Origin of the sequence: Pedobacter sp. (genome assembly GCF_035566355.1) — a bacterium.
Lineage (GTDB): Bacteria > Bacteroidota > Bacteroidia > Sphingobacteriales > Sphingobacteriaceae > Pedobacter.
On sequence record NZ_DATMRL010000072.1, the window covers coordinates 1 to 7721 of the forward strand.

A 7721-nucleotide genomic window follows, 5' to 3' on the forward strand; every position below is an offset into this window, starting at 1 on the left:
AAGAAGAGCAGTGTTGTCTTTATCTTCTTTTTTATAGGTGCTTAGTTCCGTATTTAAGGCATCTAGTTGGGCAAGGTAGCGTGCTACGGGTTCATTCCATGTTTTGTAAGCCGTGGTATTGAATAGCTTTTGAAAGAAGAAAATTAAAGGCTTATGTTGGTTATGCAGGTTTAAAGATTGTTGAAGGCTTTCTATTTCTTGTATTTTTTCACTTAAAATGTCCTTGTATTTTAATTGCTTTTGAAGCAGTTTATCTATTGTCTCCTGGGCAAGCTTGATTTTGCTGCTAAGTACTTTCTTTTCTTTCAAATTTGCCAATTGCGCCGGCAAAAGGGCGTGAAACGTGGATGCTTCTTTTTGAAATTTATTGAAGGATTTTAAGAGGTCTTTTAGTTCTGTTCTGGCTTGATTGTATTTTTGTACGTTTACAGCAGTCTGATCATTAGATTCATCTTTATAAACACTCCAGATAAGTTGCTCGAATCCAACTGGGCTTTCTTTATCGCCCGACTTCCAAAAATTCTTCTTGAAGTTTTGCCGGTTTTCTGAATTGCCTAGTGTGGCTCCAAGTATGCTCCATGCTTCTTCATTGACTAAACGTTCTCCGCAGCTGGCAAAATAATCTGCGCCTTCAAATTCCTCCTGATCAATTTTACTCCGAGCTGGTAGTGCCTGAGTGATATTTTGAACGGCAACATTGTTATTGCTGGAAACGACGATGCCGGTATCATAGAAGACTTCTTTCAGGGGAAGATAGTAGCCACCGAATACGTCTTCTATTTTATTGAATTTTTTGCCAAATAGCTGATGGTATTCAACATTGATGAGTTTTGTAGCCCTTAGTACAACTACTTCTGCAATAATATCTAAAAGCAGTGTTGTTTTTCCGGTACCCGGAGGGCCATTAATTCCTCTTATTCCGCCTTCGTTTTTGAGCTCGGCTACAGCTGTATTTACAGCGCCTACTTGTCCTGTATACAGCCCCCAGGAAATGTTGGCTGGCCAGCGGCCTGCGGGTAAGATTGCCGGATCCAGTGTTTTAACCAGTTCATCAATATTGCTGATGAGGTCTTTGCGTTTCTTCTCCTGGACATCAGCGGCTAAATATTCTTTTAAGGAGTTTCCATATTTCCTGGGGTCTTTGTTGATGAGGGTATTCAAATCGTCTAAACAAAAGCTATTTAAGAAACTTGTGTCTGGAACGGAGTCTCGCTGCACTTCTTTGGCTGCGTATAAGATGATCACTTCGTCGCTCCACCAGGCCTTTGTGATGGCTTGCAATTCCAGGCGTTCCTTTTCTAATTGCTGCTGGCTTACGGAATCTCCTTTGCGGATAATATGGAGTTCATCTGCAGGTGGAATTTGGAACCTGAGCTCATAATCTGCCTGTGCCTGATTGAGCTTTTCGGCAACATTGGATACGGATTCATTGTTATGCAGGCAATTTAGCCCATGGATAAAGGAAGATTGGATATAGCTTCTTTCATCGGGACGTCCATTTTCATCGAGAATCAGCGCGGAAAAGCAGGTAAAACCGCTTACAGGTTCTTTCCATTCTTCTTCTGTATCTTTATTAGATAGCTCTTTTTCAATAACTTCGATGACTTTACTTTTTGGAACCCTGCCAAAATACAGGGTGTAACGCCAGGTTTTATAAGCTGAGGAGCTTGGTCGTTCCTCATTCCATGGAAGGGTATCAGCAAGATGGAGCACTTCCTTCTCCCGAAGATCGGGCAGGTTGAAGATTTCTACATCTCTCCAAAAGCTTAGTATTTTGCGCGGGTTCAAGGCTAATTTTTATAGGTAGTGATTTGTAAGTATCACAAAATAAGGAAAAAATGATATTTTTATCTCCAACTATCAAGATCAGTATATCTAATAATCTAGCACCTTCCTGTGATTTACGTGTGAGATTCATATCTTCCTTTCCCGGATCGACTCCCCACTTGGCTGATTATGACAATAATGCAAAGCAAATAGTTATGTAAAGTAAAACCACGCGTATTTTATCTTTTTTTTTATTATTGTAAAATAAGATAAATACGCGATCAAGCCTAACGGCCTTGTTTTAGTTAGAAAAGCTGACATCTGTCTAGCATTCGTGGTGATCTACGGACGGTGGAGAATGTATCTTAGAGCAAAACCAATATTTCAATGAATGTGATTCAGTGTTGAGTAAAATAATTTCAATTATGAAAAAGATCCTTTTCAGTATAGTATTGATATCAATATCTACATCTGTTGCCTTTCAATCGAAGGCTCAAACGAAAAAAAACGATAATTGCGATCCGTTTGATGCTGTCGTAAACAACCATGATCAGATCTTTCCATCTTCAGGTATTCCTTCAGCTATCGAATTGGTTTTAAAGTATTGTAAAGCAGTAGATACTAATTTTTATAAGTTACAAAATGAATGGCAAAACAAAACCGATGGTTCTTTCCGTGACTTTGACAATAAAAAATTATATGGCATCACTTTCTCTCAAAAATTTGTTTTGCCCCGGGATGCAAGCTTCCCGATAGACAGCCTTTTTCAAACTATTGAAAAAGAATTACGGTCCGGTAAAAAGGTAATTATCGCATTGCAGCTGGAGACGGGCTGGCCTATTTTTGTCGTTCATAAACAAACTCCGAATGGAGAATTTGTTTCATACAGCAAACTTGGAAGCCATACATTAATCATTAGAAATACAAAAGAAATTGTGAAAAGGTCCAACGGTACGGAGATCATGACTTACAGCACTTCGCCTGGTTTGTAGCGAGCTTTCTTTATTGTTCTTAATCATCAAAAATAATTCAAATTATGAAAAAGATACTTTTTAGTTCGATCGTACTCCTATCCACATCTTTTATTTTTCAATTGAAGGCTCAGGCACAAAAGATCGATAGTTGTGATTTTTTTGAAACTGTAGTAAATAACCACGATCAGCTTTTTCAATTGTCTTGCATTCCATCTGCTGTCGAAATGGTACTAAAGTACTATAAAGTTGTAGATCTCGATTTTTACGACTTACAAAATAAATGGAAAAACAAAAATGATGGTTCCTTTCGTGACTTTGACAATAAAGAATTATACGGCATCACTTTCTCTCAAAAATTTGTTTTGCCCCGGGATGCAAGCTTCCCGATAGACAGCCTTTTTCAAACTATTGAAAAAGAATTGAGGTCTAAGAAAAAAGTTATCATTTCACTTCCTGCGGACAAGGGCTGGCATATGTTTGTCATCTGCAAACAAACTCCAGACGGAGACTTTGTTTCCTATAGCAAACTTGGAAGCCATACTTTGATACTTAGAAACACAAAAGAAATCGTAAAAAAGTCTAATGGCACGGAGATTATGACTTACAGCATTCGTCCTTGATCACAATTGATCGGAATGCATCATGCTTTGCGGTCTGAATGACGATTTTGTATGGCTTCCATTAATGCATTATAGCAAATCTGTTGCTCCTGGGCAGATAACAATAAGATGATCTTATGGGTTTCATTTGACGTTCGCGCCGTGATAACGCCGCCGCCAAATGGGTTTCGATAGGATCCCACTTCAAGAATATCCCGGAGCGCAACGGATGCCGTATTTTCTGAAAGAATAGTTCCACCTCTTACTCCACTCCTAAGGTAGCTTACCTGATGATTATCCAGCTCAAACTGCACTTTTTTGTAGCCGTCTTTTAGTATAAAGTAGCCCCAAATAAACATAGCAATGGCCAATACTGGTGCTAAGAATGTTATTGTGGCCATCTTATCCCAATGTTTATAAAAACCGGATGGCAATTCCTGATATAAAATAACAAAACCACGCATGCAGAGGTAAAAACCCAAGGCAAAAAGCACTCCAAAAAACAGGTACCGCCAGAATGCGATATAGGCCACTAAAGTGCCGTCAGGTTTTCGCTCCAGGTTACCACTACGACCAGAAATACCGGGACTGATCTCTACGGGACGCTTTACCTTTTTGTTGATCAGGTAGATGATAAAAACAAGTATGGCAGTCACTGTAAAGGTGATGATGATCCGCTCAAGGGGCGGCAGACGTTCGTACGATTCCCAAAGATTCATAGGCGTTATTTATTTTTCAGCATAATGTTTGGCCTCTTCAATCCAATTTTGTTGAGCATTTAGAACTTTATCAGGCTTTATGCCCATGTTATCTATTGCCAAGCCATGATCGATTCTTCGACTTCTGGAGGTAGCCCAATAAAGCATGTAAGGCATACAGCTAAAATCCGCCCCTCTTATATTGGCATAATCCAGTACGCCTTTAGTGTGCTCGCCCATCAAAACTACTTTACTACTTTGTTTAGCTAAGAGAAGAAATTCTTCAGTTGTGCTTCCACAGTTTCTATTCATCAAAATAATGATTTTTTTCGGGTAAGGTTTAACGCTGTCTAATGTGATGTTTTGGTCCTCAGCGAAGGATACCCTTTTCCCTTTACTTTGTTCCATTTTATGAACAACATCATTTATAAATATCTTCTGATCAGGAGGTATACCATTGGTTGTCGCTATTGCACTCCATCCTGCAATATTGTCATCGGTAGCTAACACATCGGCACCAATGAGTTTAAGTGGTTTTGTATAAAGATAGGGTGTAATCGACCGGTAAGAAAAATCTGCACCGCCCCCATTATTCCTTAGATCAAGAATCAGGTTGGGCATTGTACTCAAGTTGAATTGATTTGCGCTAATTAGCGAATCTATGTTTCTGGCATTTGTCTGATTAAATGTGCCAATCTTCAAGTATAAGATTTTTGTTGAAAGCACTTGGCTGGCAACAGTTGCACCAGAAACAAATTCTGTAGGAGCTGGCTTGCTCCCTTCTCGTCTGAATGCGCCTAAAGCATCATCTTTGATCGGTAAGGATACGTTTTCAGGGATATAGTATTTATCGTACAGGATACCTTTAAGGGAATCTTTTCCGCTTTTAAGTTCTAATATGACCTGACCAGGTACCCATTTACCTGATTTGGATGAAATAACGATACCAGCATAATCCCGAAAGGAGTTTCTATTTTTAATGATAGCGATTTTAGCAGTAGAATCTCCATTGTCATAAATCCCGGTAATTCCCTTTGAGCTTTTAAGAGCCGCCAACTCCGTTACGGATAAATTAACCCGCTCAATTCCCTGAATTCGTTTGTCTAGCCAAACCTTTTCTTTCTCTCCCGAAATTCTATTACGGCCCACTTGAATATGCCCGTCTTTAAAAAAACCTAACCACTCGTTGATCAGGGAAACACAGTAAGCTGGCTTATTTATAAATTTTGATCTTTCAAGCGCCGTCTTTGTATGTTTATAATAGGTGACCTGTGTTTTAGTGTTTACTTTATCTTTAAATCCTGCGTAATTTTTTTCAATTTTATCTTTTACGTAACTGAATTCCTGAGTACAGTTACAGGTCTGTCCAAAAGAATAATAGGAAATTGAAAAGATGAGCATGACAATTAGTAGCGTTGATTTCATCGGCGAAACGGCATATGAGTTATAATTTACGCATTTAAAGTAATCAATTAAATACACTTTATTTATCCTTGAAGGTAACTATTAATCAGGGAATGTGGTAAAGGCTGGGGAGTTGAAAAAATTGACGATCTTTAACCTAATGAGCTACGATGTTTTCTTCCAAAAAATAAAAACGTACACGGAACTCTCGCCTGAGGCTGAGGCCGCCTGGGCGGCTTTGCTCCGCGAAAACTCTTATAACAAGGGTGATTATTTTGTTACCGAAGGCCAGACGCCTAAAAAGGTGGCCTTCATTGTTAATGGCTTAATGTATCAATACTACGCCGCCGAAAACGGCGACATGGTGGTTAAATATTTCTTCCCGGAGAACCGGATTGCCGGTTCTATGACCGCAACGCTTACACAATCGCCGAGTAATTTTACTATAAAAGTTCTGGAGGATACCCAGGTACTCGAATATAATTTCCTGGAATTTAAAAAACTGGTGAGCATTTATCCTGATATCTCCGCTTTTTATACCCGCTATATCGAGCAGCATTGGATCATCGAAAAGGAGCCTTATGAAGTATCGCTCCGGTATGAATCAGCGAAAACCAATTACGATAAGTTTCTCCGCAATTATCCTGGTTTGGTGAAAAGGTTAAAGAAACAACATATTGCTGCCTATCTGGGCATTACCCCTACGCAGCTCAGCCGGATATTTTTTGCGAATAAGTGAAGATTTTTTGGTTTTCTCAACATATGTAAATTTTTTTCGAAAAGGCTTACCTCAACTTTGTGTATCAATAAACACAAAAAAAATTAAATCATGGCAACTAAAATTTTCATCAACCTGCCTGTTAAAGATCTGGAACGGTCAAAGGCATTTTTCAACGGACTTGGCTACAGCTTCAATCCACAATTTACAGACGATAATGCGGCCTGCATGGTTATCAGTGAGCATATTTATGTGATGATGCTGGTAGAAAGCTATTTTAAAACCTTCACCAAAAAAGAGATCAGTGATGCGCACCAGGCCACTGAGGTATTGCTGGCGCTTGACGCGGAGTCGCGTGAGGAAGTGCAGCAGACGATAGCAAAAGCAACTGAACTTGGGGGTTCCGTTTATGCTGAACCGCAAGACCACGGCTGGATGTACCAGCATAGCTTTGCAGACCCAGACGGACATCAATGGGAAATTGTGTATATGGATGCAGCGAATATGCCGAATTGTGGTTAAGACCGAATCCGGTTGGGCTAAAAGCAAAAGGCCACTCCAGGTAGAGTGGCCTTTTTTCATTTCCATTATTTGACAACCTGCTATTTTACGATGTTATACCTATTGCTTTTAAATGGCGCGGCCGGTATACCGCTGCCGATCATATATCCGTCTGATAAATTGAAGGTATTTTCATAAAAAATGCAACTATTAAAAAATCGGGAATCACTAAAATCTACGATCAGGGCGCTTTTTTAAAACCCTCCCATTTAACCACCCAGGAACCATCTTTCGGCCAACCGGGTTCAGGGCTATTTTTATCTCCATCCCAACCGGCAGTCATAAAGGCGATCGCATATAACAAGCCACCGTTTGTGGGGATGTAGGGAAATGGATTACCTCCGCCAACAAAGCCATGCTTGTCAAAGCCGAATTTTTTTGAAGGGTGAAAAAGCATATCGACAGCCTGTTCCTTATGCCCAAGGCGGGCAGCAGTCATGGCCATCATTGGAAAGTCCCATCCCCAGCCGGTATCATATTTCCAAACCGCCTGGATTTTTTGATAGGTTTTTTCCATGATCTGCCGGTCTGCCCCATTACCGGGCAGCACCCCAAATATTCCGGCCATGGCGGGATGCTCAAAATTGAATTTGGTCCACATGTTATCCACACCTTCCCATTGCTCGTAAAGACTGTCTTTTACAGGTATCGGTGCTAAATTTTTAAGCACTTTTTCCCATTCTGGCTTTGGCAGCAGTTTCAGTTTCTTTTTCCATTGCTGTGCGGTTTGCAGGCCGTAGCGCCAGTAAGCCAATTCAAAGGCTGGGTTCTGTGTGCTTAGCCCCTCATTGTTTTCCGGAACTGCTTTTATAGGCGGGCCTAAAACATATTGTTTGCGGGCCGTATCCAAAAAGGCATAGGAAGCTAAAAAATCTGCTGTTTTTTCAATGATCTTATCCCATTTTTTTAGCGTTTGCAAACCAGGATGTGCCCTATAATCAAGTTCGGCAAAAAAGATGGGATGTGGCTGTTGCCAGATCAACCATGCATGTATGTTATC

Annotated in this window: 7 protein-coding genes and 1 pseudogene; 4 read left to right on the top strand and 4 right to left on the bottom strand. The window is 40.2% G+C overall.

What is annotated here, in order from left to right:
- Nucleotides 1–1788: AAA domain-containing protein (locus VNZ46_RS02620; RefSeq protein ID WP_325558511.1), on the bottom strand; the 1788-nt coding region annotated here is incomplete at its 3' end.
- A 404-nt stretch (nt 1789–2192) separates the two neighbouring features.
- Here VNZ46_RS02620 and VNZ46_RS02625 point away from each other — a divergent pair.
- Together VNZ46_RS02625 and VNZ46_RS02630 are read left to right on the top strand one after the other, a co-directional pair.
- Nucleotides 2193–2759 (top strand): hypothetical protein, encoded by a 567-nt coding sequence (locus VNZ46_RS02625; protein WP_325558513.1) that lies wholly within the window; start codon nt 2193–2195, stop codon nt 2757–2759.
- A 44-nt stretch (nt 2760–2803) separates the two neighbouring features.
- Complete coding sequence (locus VNZ46_RS02630; protein WP_325558515.1) at nt 2804–3361, top strand: hypothetical protein; 558 nt, start codon at nt 2804–2806, stop codon at nt 3359–3361.
- Between the two features lie 20 nt (nt 3362–3381).
- Here the strand turns inward: VNZ46_RS02630 and VNZ46_RS02635 are convergent, their stop codons facing one another.
- Together VNZ46_RS02635 and VNZ46_RS02640 are read right to left on the bottom strand one after the other, a co-directional pair.
- Nucleotides 3382–4059, bottom strand: a complete 678-nt coding sequence (locus tag VNZ46_RS02635; RefSeq protein ID WP_325558516.1) for a hypothetical protein — start codon at nt 4057–4059, stop codon at nt 3382–3384.
- Between the two features lie 9 nt (nt 4060–4068).
- Complete coding sequence (locus VNZ46_RS02640; RefSeq protein ID WP_325558518.1) at nt 4069–5463, bottom strand: S41 family peptidase; 1395 nt, start codon at nt 5461–5463, stop codon at nt 4069–4071.
- A 139-nt stretch (nt 5464–5602) separates the two neighbouring features.
- Here VNZ46_RS02640 and VNZ46_RS02645 point away from each other — a divergent pair, with 139 nt between their 5' ends.
- Both VNZ46_RS02645 and VNZ46_RS02650 read left to right on the top strand, forming a co-directional pair.
- A complete protein-coding gene (locus VNZ46_RS02645) occupies nt 5603–6181 on the top strand; it encodes a Crp/Fnr family transcriptional regulator (protein ID WP_325558520.1) in 579 nt (192 codons plus the stop codon).
- A gap of 90 nt (nt 6182–6271) precedes the next feature.
- Nucleotides 6272–6682, top strand: coding sequence for a VOC family protein (locus tag VNZ46_RS02650; protein WP_199082604.1), 411 nt, complete (start codon nt 6272–6274; stop codon nt 6680–6682).
- Between the two features lie 220 nt (nt 6683–6902).
- Here the strand turns inward: VNZ46_RS02650 and VNZ46_RS02655 are convergent.
- Nucleotides 6903–7721: pseudogene (locus tag VNZ46_RS02655) on the bottom strand (hypothetical protein); the annotation flags it as partial.